Origin of the sequence: Streptomyces sp. S.PB5 (assembly GCF_030403745.1) — a bacterium.
In the GTDB taxonomy this organism is placed as follows: domain Bacteria; phylum Actinomycetota; class Actinomycetes; order Streptomycetales; family Streptomycetaceae; genus Streptomyces.
On record NZ_JAQMWP010000001.1, the window covers coordinates 151,765 to 173,232 of the forward strand.

Annotated in this window: 20 protein-coding genes; 4 read left to right on the forward strand and 16 right to left on the reverse strand. The window is 72.3% G+C overall.

The window, feature by feature from the left end; translation table 11 throughout:
* Positions 1 to 3 precede the first annotated feature (3 nt).
* The 12 genes from PH203_RS00710 to PH203_RS00765 form a co-directional block, all read right to left on the reverse strand.
* Complete coding sequence (locus PH203_RS00710; RefSeq protein ID WP_289914857.1) at positions 4 to 399, reverse strand: ATP-binding protein; 396 nt, start codon at positions 397 to 399, stop codon at positions 4 to 6.
* On the reverse strand, positions 396 to 1,301 hold the full coding sequence (locus PH203_RS00715) for an MEDS domain-containing protein (protein ID WP_289914859.1): 906 nt from the start codon (positions 1,299 to 1,301) through the stop codon (positions 396 to 398). Before PH203_RS00715 ends, PH203_RS00710 begins: the two co-directional genes overlap by 4 nt.
* Positions 1,302 to 1,491: 190 nt before the next feature.
* The gene (locus PH203_RS00720; RefSeq protein WP_289914860.1) at positions 1,492 to 2,049 is read right to left on the reverse strand and encodes a hypothetical protein; all 558 of its coding nucleotides are present in this window, start codon (positions 2,047 to 2,049) and stop codon (positions 1,492 to 1,494) included.
* The gene (locus PH203_RS00725) at positions 2,036 to 2,827 is read right to left on the reverse strand and encodes an FkbM family methyltransferase (RefSeq protein ID WP_289914862.1); all 792 of its coding nucleotides are present in this window, start codon (positions 2,825 to 2,827) and stop codon (positions 2,036 to 2,038) included. The genes PH203_RS00720 and PH203_RS00725 overlap by 14 nt, the downstream gene beginning before the upstream one ends.
* Positions 2,824 to 3,051, reverse strand: a complete 228-nt coding sequence (locus tag PH203_RS00730) for a Trm112 family protein (RefSeq protein WP_289914865.1) — start codon at positions 3,049 to 3,051, stop codon at positions 2,824 to 2,826. The genes PH203_RS00725 and PH203_RS00730 overlap by 4 nt, the downstream gene beginning before the upstream one ends.
* On the reverse strand, positions 3,048 to 3,956 hold the full coding sequence (locus PH203_RS00735) for a hypothetical protein (RefSeq protein ID WP_289916580.1): 909 nt from the start codon (positions 3,954 to 3,956) through the stop codon (positions 3,048 to 3,050). Before PH203_RS00735 ends, PH203_RS00730 begins: the two co-directional genes overlap by 4 nt.
* Before the next feature lie 24 nt (positions 3,957 to 3,980).
* Positions 3,981 to 4,727, reverse strand: a complete 747-nt coding sequence (locus PH203_RS00740) for a class I SAM-dependent methyltransferase (RefSeq protein ID WP_289914868.1) — start codon at positions 4,725 to 4,727, stop codon at positions 3,981 to 3,983.
* On the reverse strand, positions 4,724 to 6,127 hold the full coding sequence (locus tag PH203_RS00745) for a condensation protein (protein WP_289914871.1): 1,404 nt from the start codon (positions 6,125 to 6,127) through the stop codon (positions 4,724 to 4,726). The genes PH203_RS00740 and PH203_RS00745 overlap by 4 nt, the downstream gene beginning before the upstream one ends.
* Positions 6,124 to 10,329 carry an alpha-(1->3)-arabinofuranosyltransferase gene (locus tag PH203_RS00750; protein WP_289914872.1) on the reverse strand — a complete coding sequence of 1,402 codons (4,206 nt, stop codon included), beginning with the start codon at positions 10,327 to 10,329 and terminating at the stop codon, positions 6,124 to 6,126. The genes PH203_RS00745 and PH203_RS00750 overlap by 4 nt, the downstream gene beginning before the upstream one ends.
* Positions 10,326 to 11,060: a class I SAM-dependent methyltransferase gene (locus PH203_RS00755; RefSeq protein ID WP_289914875.1), complete on the reverse strand. Its 735-nt coding sequence runs from the start codon at positions 11,058 to 11,060 to the stop codon at positions 10,326 to 10,328. Before PH203_RS00755 ends, PH203_RS00750 begins: the two co-directional genes overlap by 4 nt.
* Positions 11,057 to 12,208, reverse strand: coding sequence for a glycosyltransferase family 4 protein (locus PH203_RS00760; RefSeq protein WP_289914876.1), 1,152 nt, complete (start codon positions 12,206 to 12,208; stop codon positions 11,057 to 11,059). The genes PH203_RS00755 and PH203_RS00760 overlap by 4 nt, the downstream gene beginning before the upstream one ends.
* A gap of 199 nt (positions 12,209 to 12,407) precedes the next feature.
* Complete coding sequence (locus PH203_RS00765; protein WP_289914878.1) at positions 12,408 to 13,382, reverse strand: DUF3068 domain-containing protein; 975 nt, start codon at positions 13,380 to 13,382, stop codon at positions 12,408 to 12,410.
* Positions 13,383 to 13,564: 182 nt separating this feature from the next.
* On the opposite strand from PH203_RS00765, the gene PH203_RS00770 reads away from it, so the two are divergent.
* Together PH203_RS00770 and PH203_RS00775 are read left to right on the forward strand one after the other, a co-directional pair.
* A complete protein-coding gene (locus PH203_RS00770; RefSeq protein WP_289914879.1) occupies positions 13,565 to 13,717 on the forward strand; it encodes a hypothetical protein in 153 nt (50 codons plus the stop codon).
* 32 nt (positions 13,718 to 13,749) lie between these two features.
* Entirely contained in the window at positions 13,750 to 14,967 is a 1,218-nt protein-coding gene (locus tag PH203_RS00775) for a helix-turn-helix domain-containing protein (protein WP_289916582.1), read from the forward strand.
* An 18-nt stretch (positions 14,968 to 14,985) separates the two neighbouring features.
* On the opposite strand, the gene PH203_RS00780 is transcribed toward PH203_RS00775, so the two are convergent.
* Positions 14,986 to 16,299, reverse strand: a complete 1,314-nt coding sequence (locus PH203_RS00780; protein ID WP_289914881.1) for a TerD family protein — start codon at positions 16,297 to 16,299, stop codon at positions 14,986 to 14,988.
* Positions 16,300 to 16,456: 157 nt separating this feature from the next.
* Between PH203_RS00780 and PH203_RS00785 the strand changes: the two genes are divergently transcribed.
* Both PH203_RS00785 and PH203_RS00790 read left to right on the forward strand, forming a co-directional pair.
* Complete coding sequence (locus tag PH203_RS00785; RefSeq protein ID WP_289914884.1) at positions 16,457 to 17,230, forward strand: IclR family transcriptional regulator; 774 nt, start codon at positions 16,457 to 16,459, stop codon at positions 17,228 to 17,230.
* Positions 17,227 to 18,102, forward strand: coding sequence for an SMP-30/gluconolactonase/LRE family protein (locus tag PH203_RS00790; RefSeq protein WP_289914886.1), 876 nt, complete (start codon positions 17,227 to 17,229; stop codon positions 18,100 to 18,102). Before PH203_RS00785 ends, PH203_RS00790 begins: the two co-directional genes overlap by 4 nt.
* Positions 18,103 to 18,129: 27 nt before the next feature.
* Here PH203_RS00790 and PH203_RS00795 read toward each other — a convergent pair whose 3' ends face one another.
* From PH203_RS00795 to PH203_RS00805, 3 genes are read right to left on the reverse strand one after another with little or no spacing between them, the layout of a single operon-like run.
* Complete coding sequence (locus PH203_RS00795) at positions 18,130 to 19,533, reverse strand: FAD-dependent oxidoreductase (protein ID WP_289914887.1); 1,404 nt, start codon at positions 19,531 to 19,533, stop codon at positions 18,130 to 18,132.
* Positions 19,526 to 20,758, reverse strand: coding sequence for an MAB_1171c family putative transporter (locus tag PH203_RS00800; protein WP_289914889.1), 1,233 nt, complete (start codon positions 20,756 to 20,758; stop codon positions 19,526 to 19,528). Before PH203_RS00800 ends, PH203_RS00795 begins: the two co-directional genes overlap by 8 nt.
* A complete protein-coding gene (locus PH203_RS00805; protein ID WP_289914891.1) occupies positions 20,755 to 21,363 on the reverse strand; it encodes a toxin-antitoxin system, toxin component family protein in 609 nt (202 codons plus the stop codon). The genes PH203_RS00800 and PH203_RS00805 overlap by 4 nt, the downstream gene beginning before the upstream one ends.
* Positions 21,364 to 21,468: the final 105 nt, after the last annotated feature.

The following is a 21,468-nucleotide window of genomic DNA, read 5'->3' on the forward strand; positions in this document are numbered from 1 at the left end:
CGGTCAGGACCGCACCCGTACCGCCAGCGCCGCCACCGTCCCCCGCTGATCCGGGCCGCTGTGCAGCTCCAGCCGGCCCGTCAGCGCCTCCGCCAGCCGTAGCCCGTGCCCCGCCGCCATCTCGGACCGCTCCGGCAGACCCGGCCCTCCGTCCATCACCTCGCAGCGCAACTCGTCTTCCACCAGCCGGAGTTCGATCGAGCCGTGCCCCCCGCCGTGCAGCACCGCGTTCGTGGCGATCTCCAACGCGGCCTGCACGAACGCCCCGTTCGCGGGCCCGGACAGCCCCGCAAGGATCGCGCCCTCCGTGACCAGGTGGCGCACCAGCGGAAGGTCGGACCGGCCGAACTCCCGCCGCAGCAGCAGCTCCCCGGGAACCCCGCCGCCTCGTCCGCTCACCCGGCGGCCTCGTCGTCCTCGTCGCCCTCGACGCTCAGCACCAACTGCGGTACGTCGTCGGCGCCGAGCTGCCGCAGCACGAGCGCCAGCAGCTCCCCGCACCGCACGGTCACCTCGCTGCCGTCCGGCAACGACCCGGCGAGACTGATCAGTTGCCAGGCGCAGTGCGCCTCCATGAAGCACAGGTCCCGCAGATCCAGTACGAAGCGGGCGGGACCGGTCGTGTTCCGGTGGGCCAGCGCCTCGCGCAGCGACTCCACGAACTCGGCGCGGGTGCCGAGTTCCGCGGAGCCGGAGACGCGGCTGCCGTCCTGGGTCTCGGCGACATCGATCGAGTCGAGGTTCTCCAGGACCCGCAGCGGGTGCACCTTGGCCATGTCCTTCAGCGTGCCCTCGCCGAAGCGCTCCCGGTCGTACCAGCAGATCGCGGTGAACAGCGGGTCCGCGAACAGCGGTGCCACGGCGGCCTCGTAGTCCAGGAGGCGTTCGTGATCGAGGCCGATCCTCGGCGCCCAGCTCATGTCCGCGGTCAGCCGCAGCCCCGCCCAGCCCTCGCTCTGACTGCGGTCGACCTCCTCGGTGTACAGCTCGATGGTGCGGTCCTCGCGGAAGCGGCCGTCCGGGAGATACATCTCCGTGTCACGTCTGAGGGAGAGTTGGCCGGTCTGCCGCGCGGCGGCGACCCGGCCGGTGCCGCCGTCGAGGAGGGCGACCACGTCGTCGTCGTTCATGTCGTCCGGGTTCATGACGAGCAGGACCTTCTCCCGGCGGGCGAGACTGGTCCGGGTGTACGCGGTGAACACCTTCCACGGCGTCCGGGTGTCGCCCAGGCTCATACAGGCGTGGTCGCCCAGCTGCAGCCGCTCGACGGGCACGGTCCGGTCTGGCGTCGTCTCGGTCACCGGGACACCGTAGGACCGGACGGGGTGTGATCTGCCGGGCGACCGGTTTTGGGGAGGAATCCGGTCAAGGTTGACCGGGTGGGACGGTTTTGAGTTCGCAGTGCGACGGAGTGGGGCCGGTCGAGTGGGGTTGGTCGCGCCCACGCGGCGGCAGCCGCACGCCGGCCCAGCCCCGCACCCCCCGAGCAGGTCAGCGCACCGCCAGCCTCTGCAGCAGGCCCCAGGTGAACTCCGCCGCGCACTCGTGCCGTACGCCGTCCTTGTCCGGGGCAGTGAACGCCAGCCCCCAGCGGGTCGGTGCCGTGCCCTCCAGCGGGCGGGCCGGGGCGAAGGCGCGGGCCGCCTCGTCGACCGTGCAGGACCAGGGGGCGAGGTCCTCCAGCGTGCTCAGCCGCGGGGCCGCCGCACCCGGCGCCCGTACCAGCCAGTCGTTCCACACCGCCCCGTTCGGTGCCAGCAGCACCTCGAAGCGCAGGTCCGGCCAGAGGGGGAGCGGCCACAGCCAGGCCTCGCAGTCCAGGTCGCCCACCTTGCGGGTGATCACCGACTCGGGGGTGCCGAGGACCGAGCGGTAGCGCGACGCGGCGGCCCGGGCTCGCGGGGAGCGGACCATCGCCTGCCAGCGTTTGTTGGCCTCCCGCATGTCGGCGAGGGAGGCGCCCAGCTCGCGGCGGGCGTCCTCGACCAGGTCCGGGTTGTGGTCGGCCATGCGGCGCAGGAGGACCAGTTGGAAGTCAAGAGACGGCATGTGCCCCATCGTGGCCCACCGGGCAGCGGCCGTCGGGGAGGAAGAGGACCGAATTGACGTACCGAGGGCCCCGGAAGGGCAGGACGCGGCGGAGCAGGCCCTGGGTGACCACGTACGACGTCCCCGCCTGGTGGGCCTCCAGCGGGAAGTGGCGCAGGGGCACCCAGTCACGGCCGGGCAGCACCCAGCCCTCGTAGCCGAGCAGGGACAGATACGTCACCACCGGGCCGATCGGCTGGATACGGGACTCCAGCTCGATGAAGAGGGCCGGACGGTCGCGGGCCAGGATGCCGGTGGCGCCGCGCAGCACCGCCAGCTCGCTGCCGTCGACGTCGACCTTCACGAAACCGACGTCCTTCAGGCCGAGTTCGTCGAGGGTGACACAGCCGACGGACAGGGCCTGGGGGTGGATGTCGCGGCGGACCAGGGAGGAGACCCCGCGGTCGCCGGCGTCGTGCGGGGGCAGCCAGAGTCTGGCCGTGCCGGGGCGTTCGGCCGCGGCGGCCTGGACCACGCGGACGTTGGGCGGGGCCGTCGCCGCGAGGAGCCGGGCCAGATGGGGGACCGGTTCCACGGTCACCACCCGGCGGGCCCGGCGCGAGAGGCGGCGCGTCCAGGGGCCGTACCAGCCGCCGACGTCCACGGCCGTCCCGCAGCCCGACGGGCAGAGCTCGGCCAGCCTCGCCAACTCCGGTTCGAAGCGCGGGTACACGGCGCGTGCGACGGCCGCGACCAGCCGGGTCGGCAGCAGCGGGGCGACTCTCGCGGTCAGGGTCATGGGGACATCCGCTTGAGGAGTGCCTCGTGCTCGTCGTCCGTGACCTGCTCCCCGGAGGACGGCAGCAGCTGCGGGATGCCGTCGACCACCGGGTAACGGCGGCGCAGACGCGGGTTGTAGAGGATCTCGTCCGGGGCCGCCGGGCCGTCCGGTACGACGAGGTGCAGCGGGCCCTTGTCGAGCGGGCACGCCAGGATCCGCAGCAGCGGGTCGTCGGGGTTCATGGGGGCGTCAACTCCTTGGTACCGATGGGGGGTTGGGCGGGGCTGGGGTCGTGCCTGGGCATGGACAGGAGCACGGTGACGGCCAGCGCCGTACCGGCGAGGCGCAGTGCGAGGTGCAGCGGGTCGTGCGGCAGCGCCTCGCCGAACGACAGCGTGCCGAGCACCGCGGTGAACAGACAGGTCACCGTCGTGCACACCGGCACGATCAGCGAGGCCCGGCAGCGCTGCAGCGCGGCCTGCGACATGACCAGCCCGAACGCGCCGGTGAAGAGCAGGAGATACGGGTACGGCGAGCGGAGGATGCCGGTCACCGCTCCGAGCGGTCCGCTTGCGGTCAGATGGCTCGACACGCCCTTGATGGCGAGCGAGCTGACGCCGTAGAGCAGGCCCACGGCCACGCCGTACTCGACGCCGGTCGTCGGCATCCGGTGGCGGTGCCGGGCGCGGCGCTCCGCCGACCCGTACAGCCAGACCCCGGCCGCCAGCGACGGCACGCACACCAGCAGGATCAGCGGGTAGGGGGCGGCCTGGCTGACGGTGTCCGTGCGCTCGTCCAGGGAGAGGACGACCATCAGCAGCGCCCCGAGGATCGCGCCGAGGGCGTACCGCTCCCGGCCGGTCGTCTCCTCGCCCAGCAGCCGCGAGGACAGCAGCACCAGCAGCACGAGGCCGGAGACGAAGATGCCCTGCGCGGCGGCGATCGGAAGCGTCCGGTAGACGACGAGCTGCGCCGCGAACCCGGCGGCCAGCGCCAGCGAACCCCCGATCCACAGCGGGCTGCCCAGCACCAGCCGCAGCAGCCGGGCAGGTTCCCGGATCGTCACCTCGGGCAGGGAGGTGAGCGCCCGTTTCTCCAGGACGAAACCTAGGCTGTACAGGGTGTTCGCCATCAGGGCCGCGGCCACTCCCCACCACATGGTCCCCGCCCCCTAGGTCTTCCGCGCGTGCAACAGCAGGATCGAGGCGAGGGGTGGTCTGCGGCACGCCAGCCGGTCGAGGGGCCGCAGCGGGCGCGGCACACCGTGGAAGGGCGCGCCTTCGAGGTGTACGACGGTGAAGCCGGCCGCGGTGACGAACTCCCGCAGCGCGCGCGGGGTGTAGAGCCGCAGATGCCCCACGACCTCCCGTCCCGGACGTCCGTGGATGGCACGCAGGCTGACCTCGGAGAACACCGGCTGGACACCCGCGAACAGCAGGGCGCGGTTGTACCAGGCGGCCAGGTTCGGGGTGGACAGCATGAGATGGCCTCCCGGGCGCAGTATCCGCCGTATCTCGTCCATCGCCGCGTCGGGGTCGACGAGATGCTCGATCACCTCGCTGAAGAGCACGGCGTCCACGGACTCGGCCGCGAACGGCAGCCCGCCGTCGCCGAGTTCACCGCGGACCGCGTACGGCAGCCGGGTGCGGGCGCGGCGCAGCGCGTCCTGGGACCAGTCGACGCCGACGAGCCGGTGGCCGGGGAGGAGGGGGGCGGCGACCGCGGCCGCGGTGCCGTCGCCGCAGCCGATGTCGAGGATCGTCCGGTCGCGCTCGGTGCCGAGCGCTCTCGCCAGCATGCGGGCCTGGCGGAGGCTGCGGGGGGTGCCGGAGGCGACGGGGACGGCGGGGTCCTCGTAGAAGTCGCGCAGCTCGGGGGGCTTGGCGGGGGCGCTCTGTGCCGTGTGTGCGGTCGTCATCGCTGCTCCACGTCCGTGGTGTGCAGATAGTGCTCGAACAGGTCCCGCAGGTGGGCGCCGTCGCCGTGGCTGAGGAGGGATCGCGACCAGCGGAGCGCGAGATGGAGCCGGCCTGCGGTGGAGGCGGTCGTGACCGTGAGGCCGCGCGGCATCCGGGCGGGCGCCGAGAACCACACGGCGTGCGCGCGGCCCGCCTCCTCGCCGAAGTCCAAGGGGTACGGGATGCGGCCGATGTTGCTGAGGAGCGTGGTGGACGTCCAGGGCGCGGCCGCCCTGCGCAGGCCCCTGGTGAGGGCGGCCCGCCAGGCCACGGGGGTGACCGGGGCAGTGAGAAGGGCGGCGCCGTGGCCGAGCTGGGGGCGGGGGAGGGACTTCAGGGCGCGGGTGCGGGTCGCTGTGCGCTGCAGCAGGCCGGGGAGGTCGCTCGTCGTCAACTCCTGGGGTGAGAAGGGGACTTCGACGAGCCGGGTGCCGTTGCCGATCGGCATGGTCGTGTCGCGGGGTCGGTCGTCCACGGGCATCGTGATGCGCAACGGGCGGGGGTGGACGCCGTGTTCGCGGTTCCAGTGGGCGATGGTCAGGGCCGTGCTGACCATGAGCTGGTCGTTCACCGTGTAGGGGGCGCCTTTGGGGCGGTGGGGGAGGGCGAGTTCGGTGACGAGCATGCCGTTGCCGGGGGAGGGTTCGGGGGTGCCGGGTGCCACCCGTGCGGGGGGTGACCAGTTGGAGGGGGTTTCCGGCGGGGCCTGCTGGGTCTCGGGCGGGCGGACCGGGGGTGCGGCGGGGGAGTTGTCGCGGCCGCCGTAGAGCTCGGCGGCGGTGGCGAGGACGCGGAGGCAGGCGGGGCCGTCCAGGGCGGTGTGGTTGATGGTGAGGAACAGGACCGTGCCTTGTCCGTGCCCGGCGGTGGGTATCGCTCGCCCGTGCTGGCGGGGTGCTGCTCTCTGTGGGTCGGGAGCCGCCCCAGCGGCACGACTGCCCGCAGCTATGCCGACTACATCGGACGCCTCGCTGCCTTCCACCGGCCGTGCCCCCTCCACCACCTCCAACCGGATCGGCGGTGAGTCCGTCAGCGGTGGAGCCGTGGTCAGGGCCCGGGTCCTCGCGTCCCGCAGCGCGTCCCGGCCCGGCGACGGGAACGTCACCACCTCCACGTCCGGGCCCGCGGTCAGCTCCCACTCGTAGCGGCGCCGGTACCAGGGCCCCCGCGCCTCCCGCATCAGGATGCGCGGGTGCCTCAGCAGTGCCTCGTGGAAGGCCTTGCGCAGGGCCGCTGGGTCCAGGCGGCCGGGGAGGTGGACCTCGATGTGGACCGTCTCCGGTTCCTCCTCCTGGAGGCAGTGGCGGGCCACCTCGTCCACGACCGGGAACGGGATGCGGTCGGGTGGTGCCGTGGTCATATCGGTCCGCCCCCTTCGGCTTTGGGCAGCCTCCGTGTCGGTGCCTCCGAATCGGGGGCCGGTGCCGGGCCGTCGTCACGGTCCCGTACGCTCACCACCCCCGCGAACAGGCCGATCAACGCCAGCAGTTGAGCCGTGTGGCCGAAGGCCCCGTGCCCCGCCGACACCGGCTCGCCCGCCCCCGTCGCCGCGGCGATCCCCGCACCCGCGAGCGCCACGAACGCGATCGGCACGAGCCATTCGTGCCGTCGGTGCGCCAGCAGCGCGAGCGCCGGGACCAGCAGGGCGAACCAGCCGGCGATCAGCACACCCACCGCGGTGAGGGCGATCGTGCCGAGCCAGAGACCCGGCGGCGGGGGCGGCGGCTGGGGCTCGTCGGGGTTGGGCGAGCTGCGGCGCCACAGCACCAGGCCGATCAGCACGAGCACGGCCACACCACTGGCGATCAGCGCAGCGTCGTACGTCACCGCCGGCTCGTACGACAGCTTGACCGTGCCGCCCGCCCCGGACGGGATCCGCCAGCCCTGCTGCCAGCCGTCGAGCCGCACCGACGAGAGCTCCTTGCCGTTCAGCGTGGCCTTCCAGCCGTCGTTGTAGTTCTCGTACGTCGTGAGATACGTGGCCGCACCCGAGCCGACCGTCACCTCGCGGCGGTCGCCCAGCCAGTCCCGTATCCGCAACTCGCGTCCCGCGGGCGTGGGTTCGGCGACCGTGCCGCGGGTGAGGGTGATGCCGGTCAGCACCAGCGGACCGGCGTCGCCGCCCTCGACCTGGTGGGTGCCGGAGGAGAGCTCCAACTCCCCGTCGTCCCGGCCCTCCTGGCACAGGGTCACCTCGACGGCCCGGTGTTCCCTGAGGTCGCCCACCGTTCCCTTGACGCTGGTCTGGTAGAGCTCCCGGTCCACCGACACGTCGGGGCCCTCGCCGCACGGCAGGGTGAACTCCCGGTCGCTGTCCGGCTGGGGCGTCCGGTGGGAGGCGTCGGCCGTTTCCAGGGACGGGAGATACGCCTCGGTCAGGCCCACCGGCAGCCGCAGATCCTCGTCGACCACGGGGTTGTAGAGGGTGATCGGGGCCGTCTGGGTGATCGTGATGTCGAGACGGTCGGTGGTGATCGCCGGGAACCGCACCCAGCCGTTCTCGTCGACGCCGGCGATGGTCGCGCCGTCCGGGGAGCTGATGTTCACCTCGGTCGGGCGGGTGGACAGGCCGCCCGCGGGGGCCAGCACCAGTTCGCCGACGGGCTGTTTGCCGTCCCAGCGCAGGTGGATGGTCGGGCGGTCGCCCGCGATCCACGCCGTGGTCAGGTCGCCGTCGGTGAGGTTGCGCGCGGACAGGCCGGCACCGAGGGCCGCCGTGGAGTCCGCGGTGGCGACCACACGGCGGTCCTGCCCCTCGGGGGCGACCTCGTACAGCAGCCGGTCGAGCGCCTCGCCCGGCACCGGGACCGCGCTCGCCTCGAACGAGTACGTCCCTCCCGCGGCCGTCGAGAAGCGCCGGTGCAGGCCCGCCTCCATGCCCGTCGCGGAGAGACCGGTCGGGTCGGCCGGGCGGTGCAGGGAGATCAGCTCGGCGGCGGCGTCGGTGTCCTCGGCGTCGGTGGGCAGCCGCAGCAGGCGGGTGACCTGGACGTCCGGCAGGGTGATCTCGGAGAAGCCGGCGCCCAGCAGACCGGAGCGTCGTTCGACCGAGTCGACGATCGTCAGCTTCATCCAACTCGTCGCACCCGGCGGGGACTTGATGGTCTGCGTCATGCCGTCCGCGCGCAGGAAGCTGGTCTCCGACCCCTTCTCGGTCTCCACCCGCACCTCGGTCGCCGCCGACCGCACGCTCTCCTGGGGCAGCGGTGTCACCTTGAACGACGACGGCATGTCGTACTCGTCGTCCGAGAACTCGATCCGCAGCCACTGTCCGTCCGCCGGCCCGGTCGAACCCTCTGCCCAGGCGGTGTCCGGATTGCCGTCGAAGGCGTTCACCGGGTCGTACTGCGGGAGATGGAACAGCCAGTTGCCGTACGAGGACGCCGACACCTCGCGGGCGCCGCGCAGTTGGGCCACCGTCTGATGGTCGAGGCCCTTGGCCGGCAGGATCTGGTGCGGTTTCCCGCCCGCGTCCTCGGCGGCCTCGGGGGCGTTGCGTTCGTCGCTGGTGTACGTGTACGAGGTGTTGGCGTTGACCAGCCCGAACCGGGTGTCCGCGCGGCGCAGTCCGTCGCCGACCACCTGCAGGGGCGGGGTGCCGACGCCGGGGTGGTTGTCGCCGGTCAGCACGGTCGGGCGGCCGCGCAGCTCGGTGGCCAGCGGCAGCAGGGACTCGGGGCCGCCGGAGACGACGGCGGTGTCGGCGACCGGGAACACGCCGGCCTGCCGGGGGTTGGGGACGTCGTCGGCGGGCTTGTAGATCTCCACCGCCCGCTGCCTCGGATACAGGCCCTCGACGGCGAGCGGGGCGTCCTGGATGATCCGGCCGCCGGTCATGACCGGGCCGAGGCCCGTCATCCGCTGGTAGCCGGACTGTTCCAGGGTCCGTTTGACCGTCGTGGTCGGGACGTAACCGATCTGGTCGGGGTCGAGATCGTTGCGGACGACGATGTAGTAGATGCCCGAACGGCTCAAGTAGTCGGCCAGGCCCGGGACTTCGCCGCCCGTCATCAGCGCCTGCTCGACGGCGTCCATCGCGCGCCGGTTGCCCGGGGTGCCGAACGGGACGTAGTCGCGTTGCGCCCAGCGGGACTCGGCGACCACGTCGAGGGGCTGGTCGATGGTGGAGCCCCAGGTGTAGATGCCGTGCGCGGTCGCCGGGACGACCAGGGCGCGGGAGTCCGGCGAGTACTTCTTCAGCCAGTCAGCGGTGGCGGACCAGTACTTGGGGATCTCCTGGAAGGAACCGGGGCTCAGGATCGACCCGTTGAGATACGGCCACATCAGCCCGGGCAGGATCAGCACCGCCGCGACCAGCGGGGCGAACCTGCGCCCCCGCACCTGCCGCGCGCCCCGCGCCTCGGTGGCCACCCCCACCAGATGGGCGAGGCCCAGCACCAGCGCCAGGGCCAGCCCCGTCTGGAACTTGTAGATGTTGCGGAACGGCACGAGACCGCCGTTCAGCCAGTCCTGCACCACTCCGTGGAAGGGCGCCCCGAAAGCGCCGCCGTACCCGGCGAGCAGGATCGGGGCGACCACGATCACCGTGAGCGTCAGCCAGCGCCGCTCCGGCATGTCACGTCTGGCCAGGCCCGCGAGCCCCAGCCCGGCCGCGAGCGCCGAGCAGACGATGACGACGACCGAGGCGGCCACGGTCCAGCCGGCGGGCAGCCAGGCCTCGCCGAAGTGCAGATACGCCACCCAGTTGCCGGCGCCGCGCAGTGCCTCCGTCGCCGACATGGTCTCGGTCGTGGTCTGTGAACTCTCCACGTACGGAAGGAAGTTCTCGCCGTAGACGCCGAGCAGCAGCAGCGGGATCCACCACCAGGCGGTGGCCAGCACCAGCCCCGGCACCCACCAGGCGATCAGCTTGCGCTGCCGCGGCCCGGGCGGGCGGGACAGCAGATAGAGCCCGACCGGGAGGAGGGACGCGAGCGTCGAGGCCGCGTTGACACCGCCCATGAACGGGATGATCACCGCGGAGCGCAGGGCGGCGACCCGGGCGCCGTACCGCTCGTCCGTCAGCGGCAGCAGCACCCAGGGCAGGAACGCGCCGGGCAGCGCGGCCGCCGACGTCGACCCGACGACGATGGTGAACACCGGCCACAGCGCGTACGCGACGGCCGCGAGCAGCCGCGCACCGCCACTGCCGATCCGCAGCCGCTCGGCCAGCCGCAGCGCGCCCCAGAAGGCGACGGACACGATGAGCGACAGCCACAGCCGTTCCGCCAGCCACACCGGCAGCCGTACGGCGTCGGCCAGCCAGTAGAACGGCAGCATCGGCCACAGATAGCCGGCGTACTGGTCCGAGATCCCCCCGAAACTGCCCTGGTCCTGCCACAGCTGGCCCAGATCGGAGAAGAACCGGCCCGGGTCGACGGTGACACCCAGCTTGGTGTCGAAGGTCTGCCGGCCCGGATGCACCGCCAGGAACAGCACGAACACCACGGCCCAGAACCCCAGCAGCCAGCGCCTCGACCGCGGGCCCTCCGGCGGGCCCGACATACGTGCGGTGGAGGGTACGGCGGCCGGGGGAGGGGCCTGGACCGTGGACGTCGTCATGGTGGACACCGCCGGAGGATGAGGAGGAGGTTCCAGGTGGCGACCTCGCGGATCCCGGGCGCCTTGACCACGGTCTCCGCGAGGAACGGCCAGTAGCGTGAGCGCGCCGAGACGACCCGCACGTCGTCCCGGGCGCGCACCTGCCGCAGAGTCGTACCGATGTGCACGGCGAAGAGGTTCTCGCCGAGGGTGTGCTTGGCGGCCTTCCCGGTGCGCCGCAGATAACGGGCCCGCGCCCGCTCGGCCCCGAGGTAGTGCCACGGCGCCCACTCGTGACCGCCCCACGGGGACAGCCAGTTGGTGAACGACAGATAGATCAGCCCACCGGGCCGGGTGACCCGCACCAGCTCACTGACGAAGGTCTGCGGATCGGCGACGTGCTCCAGGACGTTGGAGGAGAAGGTGACGTCCGCGGCCCCGTCGTACAGGGGCAGCAGATACCCGTCGGCGATGACGGCCCCGTCGGGCGGCTTGGGACCGAGTTCACTCACATCGGGCTCGAACAGATAGGCGTTGGCGCCCCGTCTCCGGAACTCCTCGGTGAAACACCCGCTGCCACCGCCGACGTCCACGACGGTGCGACCGGCGACGGGCCCGTCGTAGGCCTCGACCTGGTCGACGGAGTCGCGGGCGAGGAGTGAGTAGCAGGCGTCGGGGTCGTCCTGCTCGTGGAGGAAGGCCCGGAAGAGGGCGACCGACCTGCGTATCGAAGGATCCTTGAGGCTGGTCATGGGCCCCAGCCCCTCACCGCCTCGGCTGCCACGGCACGGAACTGTCTTACCGTCCGATCCCACCGATACCGCGCCGCGTGCTCCCGGGCACTCTTGCCCATCAGCTCCCGCCGCTCTCCGGACAACGCGAGCGTGCACCACGCGGCCGCGAACGAGGACTCGCCGTGCGCCAGCATCCCCGTCTCCCCGTCCACGACGGAATCCCGCAGACCGGGCACGTCGAAGGCGATGGTCGGGGTCTCGCGCGCGGCCGCCTCCGTGACGACCAGACCCCACCCTTCCACCGCCGACGGATGCATCAACAGCCACGCCTCGCACAGCAGCCGGTGCTTCTCGGCCTCGGAGACATGACCCGTGAACTCCACTCCAGGACCGGCAAGTTGCTCCAGCCGCTCCCGTTCGGGCCCGTCCCCGACGATGACGAGCCGCCCGCCGGTCACGGGACGTACCCGCTCCCACAGCCGCAACAGCAGATCGATCCGTTTGTACTCGACGAGCCGGCCGACGGCGACGAACAACGGCTCGGGCGACCGGTCGGCCCGCGGCCCCGGCTCCTCGACTCCGTTGTGGACGACACGAATACGATCACGCTCCACGCCGATCCCGCGGAGCGCATGCGCGGTGGACGGCGACACCGCCACCAGCAGGCTCCGGCGCTGCGCACCGGTCAGCGCCCAGTGCTCAAGTCTTCGGCCGAGCCGGGCCGCGGGCGCCATGGGGCCGCCGAACCGCATCTTCCACAGATCGGTGTGCACATGGTTGACCAGGCACAGCGTGGGTCCGCGGTGCCAGACGGGCGCGAAGTACGGCATCCCGTTGCAGACCTCGACCAGCAGATCGCAGTCGCCGACCTGACGGGAGAAGGCCGAGCGGGCGCGCAGGAAGTGACCGAGTTCGCCGCCCGCGGAGACGACCCGGTAGTCGCGGTACGACGCGGGACCGCCGCACAGCAGGGTGACCTGGTGGCCGAGGCCGGTGAGGCCGTCGGCGAGCCGGTCGACGAGGAGCTCGGAGCCCCCGGCGGCCGGGTTGTCCAGGTCTCGATGGGCTAGGAAAACGATTCGGCGCGGAGGTGGGGGGAGCGCCGAGGGGTGCTGCGACACCCGGGGGAACAGGGCGGGCAGCGAGGGTGGCACGTGCTGGGGCATGTGTGCTCCAACTCGTCTCAGGGTGCGGAACTTTGAGCGTGGGGCGGTGCTTTGCGTTCCTGTGGGGGATTTGAGTGCTTACTGGGAGGGTGCTGTGGGTGGACTGTGCTCGGGTGGGGGTGGACAGTTTTCGCCCACCCGTTCCCCGTGGCTACTCACCGAGGTGACAATTTCCGGGCTTATTAGAGCTGACGTCCAGTCACATCGTGAGGGGAGAATCGGGCGAACCGGAAGAACCGGGATGCCGCCTCCCTCGTACCACCAAAACGGAACCGGCCACGACCAGGACGAACCCCACCACAGCCGCTCCGATCGGCACCGTCTCGCCGATCGCGCGCAGCTGACCGCTGTCCCGCTTCGCCAGCCGCACCGCCTCCTTCTGCGTCTCCGTGGTGAATGCGATCTTCCTGCTCTCCAGCAGCACCTGCGCGTCCGTCTTCGCGCCCGGCGCCCGCAGCGTGCGCTTCGGGCCGGTCTGCGCGTAGAGCACCCGGCCGGTGCGCTGGTCGACGACGAGTTCGAATCCGTGGTTCGAGTACCACTCCTCGGCCAGCACCTGGGGTGTGTCGTCGAGGCCGACGATGGCGCCCGGCACCAGCCGCGAGCCGACCTTCGTCGGGGCGACCGTGCCGGTGAACCGGTAACCCGTGTACCCCTGGACCTTCTTGGTATCCCGGTAGCGGAGGACGATCGTGGAGCCGAGGGTGTTGTCCCACCACTGGTAGGAGCGTTTCTCCACGTCGAAGGGGAACTTCAGGTAGGCCTCGCCCTCGATGTACGGCGTCTCGCCGCAGCAGTGCACGGGCTTGGTGGTCCTGCGGTCCATGACCCAGCGATGGGGCACGAAGTCCAGCGCGTCGTGCGGGTCCGCGGCCGGCAGGGTGTCGTCGTCGTCCACCGTGGTCGTCACGTCCCAGACCGTGTCGCCGCTGCGCTCGCTGTCCTCGACGTTCCCGCGGACCCGCTGGGTGACGGTGATGGTCTCGGGCACGGCTTCGAGCTGCTCGGTGTCGAAGACCCTGCCCTGGCCCTTGTAGACCGCGGTCTGGTCGATGTCGATCGGGTTCACTGCGGCCCGTGGGGTCACGTACCACGCCAGCATGGGCGCCAGGACCAGCAGGAATGTGCCAAGTCCCAGCAGGATGAGAGAGATTGGAGAGGCTGTACGGCGCATCCGGGCACTCCTGGGGCGTTTGTTGACGGAGTTCGGGCCGCTCTATGGGCCGGGAACCGTAGGCGCCCCTTGACGGAGTGTCAATGTCTTGCTGACACTGGGGCCGACAGGCAGGGTGGGTTGCCGGGGTGGGGACGACCGCCGGACAGAGCCACCTGAAGGCTGGAAAGGCTGACCCTGCGATGTCCAGACTGCTTGCCGCCGCACTGACCGTCGCCCTCGCCGCCGCGCTCGCGGTGGGCGCCGCGCTCGGCATCGTCGCGGTGCTCGAAGCGACGCCCGACCAACCCGACACCCCCTTGATCACGTATGAGCAAGCAGGTCAGGGGAGTTGACCGGTGACGGCGGTGAACTACCCGTGACGGCGGTGACTTCCCGGTCGGCCTGGCTCGATGTCCCGCGTAGGCAGGTGCGCCGGTTCGCGGCGATCGCGATGGCGGAGGCGCCGGAGCTCGCCGAGGAGATCCTGCGCGAGATCCGCCGCGAGTACCCCCATCTGCCCGTCGTCCTCGACGAGTCGGGCGAGCCGATGGCCCTGGTCGGCATCCGCCGCGCCATCGAGGTCTTCGTCCAGCACCTGGAGACCGCGGAGGGCCGCCCCTCCGTCCCGCCGGGTGTCTTCCAGGAGTTCGGCCGCGGCGAGGGCCTGGGCGGCCGCAGCCTCGACTCCCTCCAGGCCATCTACCGCATGGGCGTACGACTGGCCTGGCGCCGGTTCGCCGAGATCGGCCAGCGCGTCGAGATCCCGCCGCCGGCGATGTACGAACTCGTCGACGCGGGCTACGAGTACCTCGACGGCCTGGTCGACCAGTCGGTGCGCGGTTACGCCGAGGCGGCGGCCCGTCAGGCGGGCGAGCGTCTGCGCCTCCAACGCCGCCTGATGGAACTGCTGCTGGCCGAACGCCACCGCCACGGCGACCCGGCCGAGGCGCTCACCGAGCGCGCCGCCCGTATCGGCTGGTCACTGCCCAAGAGGGTGGCCGTCGGGGTGCTGCTGCGTCCGGCACGGGAAGCCGTCCCACCGGCGGTCGGCCAGGGTGTGCTCCTGGACATGGAGTACGAACAGCCCCGGATGGTCGTCCCCGAACCGGACGCGGCGGGCCGCCCGGAGCTGCTCCACCGGGCCCTGACCGGCTGGGCGGGCGCGATCGGCCCTCCGGTTCCCCTCGCCGACGCCGCGAAGTCCCTGCGCTGGGCCGAGGCCGCCGTACGCCTCATGGAACGCGGGCTCCTGCCCGCCGGTGAGGTCCTGCACTGCACGGAGCACACGGAAGCGCTGGTGCTGCTGCAGCCGGAGGAACTGATAGACGACCTGGCGCTCAGGTGTCTGGCACCCCTGGCCCACTGCGGCCCCACCCACGGCCGCCGCCTCGCCGAAACCCTGCTGGCCTGGCTGGAGACCCGCGGCGGCGCCCCGGAAGTGGCCGCCCGCCTCGGCGTCCACCCCCAGACCGTCCGCTACCGCCTCCGCCAGATCCGCGAACTCTGGGGCGCGGAGATCGACGACCCGGACCGGCGCTTCGAGCTGGAACTGGTGCTCAGGGCACAGCGGTTGAGGGGAGTGCTGGGTGAGACGCGCGGGTGAGGGCGGCGCACGGGTCGGCTAGGACTGGGAGTCCGACCGGCGCTTGAACTCGACCGGCCCCGCGTTCATCTCGATCGTGCCGTCCGGGTGCAGCACCGGCCGACGTTCGTTCATGCGGCCGCTGTAGGACTCGATGTGCTGGACGGCCGCGCCGTCGGGTGCGGTGAAGTCGACGAGGGCGATCGCCACCCAGTAGCGGGTCTTGGTGTTCTCGTACAGCGGCACCGTGACGACGGACCCGCGTCCGTCGTCGACCACGACCTTCGCCCCGAAACTCTTGAAGGAACCGAACCCGTTGCTGACGGCCGAGTAGGCGCACAGCAGGACGTACCCCTGCTCCTCGGGCCGCACGATCCGGACGGTCTCCCGGCCGGGAACACGGGCGTCCCCGTCGAGCTGGATGTACGGCGCCTGCTGCAGCGAGCCGAGGTTCTTGTAATAGACGACGTCGCCGACGCCGCCCTTGCCCTTCTTCTCCCCGCGCCCGGTCTTGACGATCGTGCCCGGCGCCTGCGTGCCGCGCTGCGCCTGGCCGGCGGGCACGAACAGCGCGTACAGATCGAGGTCGGCCCCCCGGCGCCGCCGCTCGTCACTGCCCCCGTCCCACTCCAGCGCCACGGTGACGACCAGCTCACGGTCCTTCTTGTCCAGGCTGAGCGAGACCTGGCTGCCCTTGTCGAGGCTGATCCTGCCGAGCGGGGGCTTGGTGAGGTCGGCGGGGGCCGGGGCGGGTGGAGCCGGAGCGGGGGCCGGCTGCAGGGGTGCCACGGGTGGTGCCGGAGCGAGGGCCGGCTGCGGGGGTGCCGCCGGCTCCGGCTCGGACACATCGATCCCGAAGTCCGTCGCCAGCCCCGCCAGTCCCTCGGCGTACCCCTGCCCGATGGCCCGCAGCTTCCACCCGTCGCCCCGCCGGTACAGCTCCATCAACAGCACGGCCCGCTCACCGTCGGTCAGCGCGGGCGCATGGAAGACGACGGCCTCGCCACCGGCCTGCTGGGCCCGGACGGTGACCTCCTTGACGTCCCGGAACGTACGGGCAGTGTTGTCGGGATCGCAGCTCGCGACCAGGACGACCCGGTCCACATCGGCCGGCAGCCCACCCGGTTCCACGACCACCCGCTCGGGCCCGGAGGCATCCGCCCCGACATGCCGCACGGCCCCGCCCTCGGCCGACGGCTGGTTGTAGAAGACGAGATCCCCATCGGACCGCACCCGCCCGTCGGCCCCCACCAGCAGCGCACTGAGATCCACCTGATCGCCCACGGTGTGCAGCTCGGCGCTCAGGGCCCCGGCCCCGACCACGGTGTTCCCGCCCTTGAGAAGCTCAGGCACAGCATCCCCCCAACGCTTTTGGGTCACCTTGTCACACCGGGTCTGTCCGGGACCATTGCCCGGGCAAAGACGAGTTGAGTAGCCTATGTTCGTCATTCCGATCGGCTGTTGAAATTTCGAACACAGCCTCTGAGGTATCAAAGGGAGGGGACCGGACGTGGGACGTCTCGTACCTGCCGTGACCCGGGCGCTCGACATTCTCGAGCTCTTCCTCGACGGGGACGGTACGCTCTCCGCCCCCGACATAGTGCGCAAACTGCAGCTGCCGCGCACCACCGTGCACGAGCTGGTGACGACGCTCGCCGCGCGGTCGTACATCGTGCCCGTGCCCGGTCAGCCCGGACGCTACCGGCTCGGGGTGCGCCCGTACCAGCTCGGGAGCCGATACGCCGAGCAGCTCGATCTCGCCGCCGAGGGCCAGCAGGTCGCCCGTTCCGTCGCCGAGACCTGCGACGAGACCGTGCACGTGGCGATCCTCGAGGGCACCGACGTCATCTACATCGCCAAGGTCGACTCGACGCACGCCGTGCGCATGGTGTCCGCCGCCGGACGCAGGCTCCCCGCCCACTGCACCTCCGTCGGCAAGATGCTGCTCGCCTCCCTGCCCGAGCCGGAGCTCACCTCCCGTGTCCCGGACTCCGCCGAGCTGGTCGCGATGACCCCCAACAGCATCACCGACCCCGCCGCCCTGCGCGAGGCCCTCGCCCACATCCGTGAGCGCGGCATCGCCGTGGAGAGCCGTGAGTCCAACCCGGACGTCTCCTGTGTCGCCGCCCCGGTCCGCGACCGCACCGGCCGGGTCGTCGCCGCGCTCTCCATCTCCGTGCCGATGATCCGCTGGAGCGACGAGCGTCGCGACGAACTGGAGCAGCTCGCCGCCAAGGGCGCCGCCGAACTCTCCGAGCGCCTCGGCCACCGGAGCGCGGCATGACCTCCGGCAGGGCATCCAGGGCATCCAGGGCGTACGCGTACGAGGTCGCCGTCCGCGCCGAGGCCACCCTCGGCGAGGGCCCCACCTGGGACGCCGCCGCCGGTCGGCTGGTCTGGCTCGACATCCTCGGCGGCCGTATCCACACCTACGACCCGGCCACCGGCCACCGCGCCGTCCGTGTCACCGACCAGCACATCGGCGCCGCCAAGCCCCGCACCGGCGGTGGCCTCGTCCTCAACCTCCGCGACGGCGTCGCCCTCCTCGACCCGGACGACACCTTCCGCTGGCTCCACCACGAGCCCGTCCCCGGCCGCCGCGCCAACGACGCCGCCGTCGCCCCCGACGGCTCCCTGTGGGCGGGCACCATGCGCTACGACGAGGCCCCGGGCGGCGGCACCCTGTCCCGCTTCACCGCCGACGGCTCCGTCGACACCGTCCTCGACGACGTCGCCGTCAGCAACGGCACGGGGTGGAGCCCCGACGGCCGCCTCATGTACTACATCGACTCCCCGACCCGCCGCGTCGACGTCTTCGACTACGACGGACAGGTCACGAACCGACGGCCGTTCGTGGAGATCGAGGAGGGTGCCGGCTTCCCCGACGGCCTCACGATCGACGCCGACGGCTGTGTGTGGGTGGCGCTGTGGGACGGTGCGGCGGTGCGGCGCTACACCCCGGACGGCGACCTGGACCGCGTGCTCACCCTGCCCACCCCGCGCGTGACGGCCTGCGCGTTCGGCGGCGCGGACCTGACCGACCTGTACGTCACGACGGCACGGGTGGGACTGGACGCCCCGCACCCGGTGGCGGGCTCCCTGCTGGTGGTGCCGGGTGCGGGCAAGGGCCTCGCGCAGCCGGCCTTCGCCGGGTAGCCCTGGTAGCTCGGATAGACCGGGCAGCTACTGAAGCAGCCCGGCCCGCTTCAACTCCTCGGCCGTCAAAGGCGGTTCGGTCAACGCGGGCTTCAACGGCCCGACCGCCGCCGCCAGCAGCACCGAGGGACTCAGCAAGACCTCCGCCCGCCGCTCCAGCGATGTCACGTCGGTGACGCGGCGGGCGACGCGTCCGTTGCCGGTGGCCGTGTACATGAGCCGCTCGACGTACGCTGCCCCGATCCGGTCCCGCAGGGTGGGCCCGTGCTCCGTGGCGCCCGGATAGAACACGTCCTGTCCGATCGCCAGCTCCCACGCCGCCCCGACCGGCCGGGCGACGGCCTTCTGGATACGACGGGACAGCCCGGCGGTGCCCCAGCCGCGGCGCCGTACGACGTCCCGCAGCGCCACCGCGCCCTGGGCCGCCACCGACATGCCGTGCCCGTAGACCGGGTTGAACGCGGCGAGGGCGTCGCCGAGCACGGCGAAGTTCTCCGGCCACAGCGGCATGCGCTCGTAGTAGTGGCGGTGGTTGGCCGTCGTACGGGTCAAGGCCACCTCCGTCAGCGCCTCGGCCCGGTCGATCAGGTCGGCGACGAGCGGATGCCGCAGCTCCTCGCGGGCGTACCGGCCGAAGTCGTCGGCGTCGGCGGACGGTTCGCCGCCGCGCGTGCCGTAGACCGTGACCAGCCACTGTCCGTCCTCGATCGGCAGCAGCACGCCGCCCCGGCCGGGCTGCCCCGTGCGGGCGTCGGGCTGCACGTTGACCACGGGGAAGCCGCCGCGGACGGCTTCGGGGGCGCGGAAGCGGCGGCTGGCGTAGGTGAGCCCGGCGTCGACCTCGCGCCGCTCGGGGACGGGCAGGCCGAGACCGGCCAGCCAGTGCGGGGTGCGGGAGGCGCGGCCCGTCGCGTCGATCACCAGACCGGCGTGCAGGGTGCGTTCGGCGTCGCCGGTCCGGATCCGGACGCCGGTGACCGCCGTGTCCGTGCCGTCGAGCCCGAGCACCTCCGTGCCGTCGAGCAGTTCGACCCGGGGGTCGGACAGCACCTGTCCGCGCACGGTGGCATCCAGCAGGTCCCGGCTGCACAGCAGCATGAAGTGCGACTCGGGCCAGCGCCGGAACCAGCCCTTCGACGACAGCGCCACCATGTCCGTGGTCACCGGCAGCCGGTGTGCCCCCGCCTGACGCAGCCGCCCGGTGACACCGGGCAGCAGTTCCTCCAGCGCCCGTGCGCCGCCCGACCACAGCTGGTGGACGTGGCGGGCCTGGGGCAGGCCCTTGCGCGGCTCGGATCCGGCGGGCAGCCGATCGCGCTCGACGACGACGACCCGGTCGGCGACCCCGGCCAGGGCCCGTGCCGCGAGCATGCCGGTGTGGGACCCCCCGAGCACCACGGCGACTCTGGAGGGGGAGGGCTGTTCACTCATGTACGGAGATGCTCTCTGCCGGGACGGCCGCGCGGGCGCGCACCGCCGTGATCTCGTCGGGACTGCGCAGGGCCTCGGAGACGGCGTGGATCTCCTGCAACAGGTATGCGGTGTCGGCGGTCCTCGTGCCGTCGCCCTCGGGAGCACGCCGGCCGCTCTCGACGGCGTCGCGGATCGTCACGGCGATGGCGAGGGCCTGTGCCCGGCCGGGCTCGGCGCCGCCGGCGAGGGCGGCGTCGTAGGACCGCCGTCGCAGGTCGTCGTCGAGGTGCCGGGAGAGCTGGAGGAGCGCGTCGCGGATGTAGGTCTCGCGGCGGATCAGCCGGATCTCCGGGGTCGCCCGCAGGGCGAAGGGCTCGCGCCGGCCCGCGACGGTCCGCAGCAGCCGGGCCAGCGGCTTCAGGCTGCGCTGCCGCCGGCCGACCAGCAGGCGTTCCTGGAGGTACTGGCCGGCGTGCGGGACGATGACGCCGGTCGCGACCATGGTGGCGCCGATGCAGGCGGCGGACGGCGCGACGTTGGTGTTCAGCCAGTCCAGGTCGTGCCCGGTCCACCGGGCCGCGATGGCGGTGAACTTGGCCGCGCAGAACAGCAGGTTGGTGACGTAGCCGACGCTCAGGAACCGCAGCCCCCAGCGCAGCCAGCCGTCGAGGCCGTCGGTGCGGATCCAGTTCCAGATGAGTCCGGCGGTGATCGAGCAGGACACGGTGTGCGCGACCAGGTAGAGGAGGATCGCCTCCCGCATGAACGGCGTCTCGGCGTAGTAGGTGTCCAGGTCCTCGACCTGTTCCACCGGCACGTCGGCGAGCGCGAACAGGACCCACAGCGCGACCACGACGGTCGCGTAGACGCAGACCACCCGGCGGGTCGCGCGCCGTGTCTGCTCCCGGCGGTCGGTGTGCCCGTTGCGCCAGTGCACCACCAGCAGCAGCCAGGACGCGGACAGCGCGGTGAGCAGGGAGTACACCCAGGGCGCCGCGATGTTCGGCACGCCGGTGACCCGGTTCGTCCAGGCGATGGTGCTCGGGGCGGCGAAGACGAACACCGCGCAGGCGAGCAGCAGCAGGCCCCCCACGGCACGCAGCAGCGGGTCCCGCCAGAGTTTGACGATGCTGGGCAGCTTGATCGCCAGGGCCGCGCCGAGGACCAGCCCCGGGAGCCAGAAGGAGATGTAGAGGCCGGAGAGGAACTCCACCGGTCCTTCGGCCAGCTGTGGATGTGTCACCGTGCTCCGCCTCCGCCCCCGCCTCCGCGGCCGCGGTAGCCGAGGGACCGGTGGACCGGGTCGGTGGAGGCGCCGTCACCACCGGACAGCAGGGAGCGGAACGCCGCCGCCAGCCGGTGCCCGAAGTCGTCCGCCTCCGCCTCGTCCGCCTCCCGGGAGCCGTCGCGGGCCGCCACGGTGAGCGCGAGGTCGTCCCAGCCGGGCCGCCCGGCGAGGGCGTGCGCGGCGGCGGTCCCGATGCCGTGGTGGTGCCGGTGCCCGGCGTGCAGATGCCACAGCTCATGGCCGAGGATGACCAACTGCTGCACCGCCTCGGCCCGTTCCTCGACGATGACCAGGTCGAAGTCCTGGAACTCGACGCACAGGCCGGTCACCTCGATCTCGTCGGGGAACCGCTCGAAGCGCAGTTCGACGGACCGTCCGCCGCGGCGTGCGCTCATCTCCTCGCACAGCGCCCGGCACACCTCGTGCGCCCCGGCCGGAGGAGTGGGCCGGGCCCGCAGCGCGGCGGCGAGCCCGTCGGCGAGCCGGCGCATCGCGGGCGCGGTTCTCGCGCGCCGCAGCGCCGCGGCGATCCGCCTCGCCCTGGTGCGCGCGCTGTCCATCGGTCCCCCCTCTCGCCGCCCTGCGGCAGCCCGTCCGAGCGTACGCGGCCGGAGATGTCCACGTCATGCGATCCGGGGTGCGGTCGTACAAATGGGAACCATCGC

Excerpts from the sequence above, each read along its gene's own strand:
- PH203_RS00720 (WP_289914860.1), bottom strand. The coding sequence starts at position 2,049 with ATGCCGTCTCTTGACTTCCAACTGGTCCTCCTGCGCCGCATGGCCGAC.
- PH203_RS00725 (WP_289914862.1), bottom strand. The coding sequence starts at position 2,827 with ATGACCCTGACCGCGAGAGTCGCCCCGCTGCTGCCGACCCGGCTGGTC.
- PH203_RS00730 (WP_289914865.1), bottom strand. The coding sequence starts at position 3,051 with ATGAACCCCGACGACCCGCTGCTGCGGATCCTGGCGTGCCCGCTCGAC.
- PH203_RS00740 (WP_289914868.1), bottom strand. The coding sequence starts at position 4,727 with ATGACGACCGCACACACGGCACAGAGCGCCCCCGCCAAGCCCCCCGAG.
- PH203_RS00745 (WP_289914871.1), bottom strand. The coding sequence starts at position 6,127 with ATGACCACGGCACCACCCGACCGCATCCCGTTCCCGGTCGTGGACGAG.
- PH203_RS00750 (WP_289914872.1), bottom strand. The coding sequence starts at position 10,329 with ATGACGACGTCCACGGTCCAGGCCCCTCCCCCGGCCGCCGTACCCTCC.
- PH203_RS00755 (WP_289914875.1), bottom strand. The coding sequence starts at position 11,060 with ATGACCAGCCTCAAGGATCCTTCGATACGCAGGTCGGTCGCCCTCTTC.
- PH203_RS00760 (WP_289914876.1), bottom strand. The coding sequence starts at position 12,208 with ATGCCCCAGCACGTGCCACCCTCGCTGCCCGCCCTGTTCCCCCGGGTG.
- PH203_RS00765 (WP_289914878.1), bottom strand. The coding sequence starts at position 13,382 with ATGCGCCGTACAGCCTCTCCAATCTCTCTCATCCTGCTGGGACTTGGC.
- PH203_RS00770 (WP_289914879.1), top strand. The coding sequence starts at position 13,565 with ATGTCCAGACTGCTTGCCGCCGCACTGACCGTCGCCCTCGCCGCCGCG.
- PH203_RS00790 (WP_289914886.1), top strand. The coding sequence starts at position 17,227 with ATGACCTCCGGCAGGGCATCCAGGGCATCCAGGGCGTACGCGTACGAG.
- PH203_RS00795 (WP_289914887.1), bottom strand. The coding sequence starts at position 19,533 with ATGAGTGAACAGCCCTCCCCCTCCAGAGTCGCCGTGGTGCTCGGGGGG.
- PH203_RS00805 (WP_289914891.1), bottom strand. The coding sequence starts at position 21,363 with ATGGACAGCGCGCGCACCAGGGCGAGGCGGATCGCCGCGGCGCTGCGG.